The sequence below is a fragment of the Nonomuraea basaltis genome (assembly GCF_005893125.1).
Taxonomy (GTDB): Bacteria; Actinomycetota; Actinomycetes; order Streptosporangiales; family Streptosporangiaceae; genus Nonomuraea; species Nonomuraea basaltis.
Window position 1 is genome coordinate 1 of the sequence record NZ_VCJS01000513.1, and the last position, 1,915, is coordinate 1,915.

The window sequence follows — 1,915 nt, forward strand, 5'->3', positions numbered from 1 at the left end:
ACCGTTCCTAAGGACTGAGCATGAGTTGCAGATGCTCAGCCGAACGCTCCGAACGGTGTTGAGCGTTCTGGTCGCCCGCGTTCTGGCCGTATCCGGGCGGCGCGGATCGTGTCCGTGGTCCGGGGATGCGGGGGCGGGGTTCCTCACGCCCGCGGGTGCCCGTTCGGGCCTGGGCGGTCCGATGCCCCTGTTCATCGCTCCGGTGAGCAGGGGGCGGTGCCGTCCGTCGCCGGATCGGGTGCCCGAGGGCGCGTCTGCCGATCGCCACGGCGGCCGCGTCGTGACGAGTGGTCGCACGGGTCTTGCTGGTCAGTGGGGCCTGCCAGTGCTGGGCGCCCCACTGGGAGGTGTAGGCCGGGTCGGCGGCGATGATGGCGATAGCGGTGGCATCGGCCATAGCGGTCAGCCGGGCGCGGAGCTTGCCGGTGGGCATGCCGGAGATGAGCTGGCGGAAGCGTTTGCGGCGGCCGTGCTTCTCCCGGGTTTTCTCGGCGGAGAAGTCCAGGTCTTCGATGGCGATCGCCTTCACGCCGCAGGTCCGCGCCCAGTGCAGCAACCGGGTCAGCGCGTGGCGGACCTGGGCGTCACGGTGCTCGGCGTTCCCGCTCAGATCGTAGGGAAAGTGTCGGGGATTGCCGATCGGGTTACCGTGGCTGTCCAGGCGCCAGGCGGCCAGGTGGTCGGCATTGGTATCCACGGCGATCACCCCGTGGGCGAGCGCGGGCGCCATGGGGAGGGCCGGGGCCGGTGGGATCTGCCAGGAGGCGGTGATGTACCAGCGCCCGCGCTGCACATCCAGGTGGATGCGGTAGGCCACGGCACGATTGGCCACGATCCGATCGGCCCATTCGGTGCCCCGGTGCGCGAAGGCCACCCTGGCGGCGAGGATGTAGCGGCCGTGTAGCGCGTTGGCCAGATGCACCAGAGGGGCGGGCAGCCGGATCGACACCTGCCCGTCGGGGGTGATGCGGATGGTCTCGTTGCCGTACCGCTTGCCGGACTCGCCGTCGGCGGCCAGGAACCAGCGTGCGGCCTGCCATTTCTGCCGCCATTCGGTCTCGGTCAGGCCGGCGGCGTCCAGGTGGTGCCGGGTGCGGGCCAGGCGTTTGCCGCCCCGCACGATGCGCACACGCCCGGCCTGCTGGTCGGCCTTCTCCCGCTGCAGCCGGTCGGTCAGCACGCGCAGGCGGCGGCTCTTGGCGTGCCACTCCTGCGCCGAGCGGTAACCGCCCGGGCCCTTCCGGCTTCCCTTCTCGCCCACCGGAAGCGACAGCCGATGCCGGATGGTGGCGATCGCGGCTTCCAGGTCGGCGATGTGCGCGGCCTGGCAACGCCGCGCCAGCGCCCACTGATCGTGGCTGGCCTTGGTGATCGCCCCGGCCCACCGCGACGACGACACCACGGTCAGCTCGCGTTTGCGCGCCGCCCACGTCTGGTGGTCGTGCGCCAGCCCATCAGCGCACCGCGTCCTCAGATCACCGCAGGCCAGCGCGCCCAGATGCGCGCCCACCAAGCGCAGCACCTGCTCATCGGCGGCAGTGAGGTTCTTGAGCCGATCACGGACGGCCACCCCGGACGGACCGCCGGCGACGAACGGCGCCTCGATCGCGCGCAATTCACTCATGCGCGGCACCCTCCCACTCGAGGCCGGCACGGTCGGTGGGCGGCCGACCAGCGGGCGCACCACACGGTCAGCGCCTGCGGATCACCACCGAACCGGCATGCCCGCATGACCTGCACCCGCCTCTCAGCTCAGGGCTTCACATTGTGTGACCGCAAGGATACCAAGAGCTGACACTGTCGGATAGAACGTACGCGCGATATCGTCGGCAGACTCATCCACAGACCACATGGGTGGGGCCGGAACCGTCAGGCCGCTCTGATACACCAGCGCCTTACCGATGAGAACAACCCA

General features: G+C 70.3%; 1 protein-coding gene. It reads right to left on the reverse strand.

Going from position 1 to position 1,915, the window contains the following annotated elements; translation table 11 throughout:
- Positions 1-7: 7 nt before the first annotated feature.
- Complete coding sequence (locus EJK15_RS69060; protein WP_171075433.1) at positions 8-1,624, reverse strand: transposase; 1,617 nt, start codon at positions 1,622-1,624, stop codon at positions 8-10.
- Positions 1,625-1,915 lie beyond the last annotated feature (291 nt).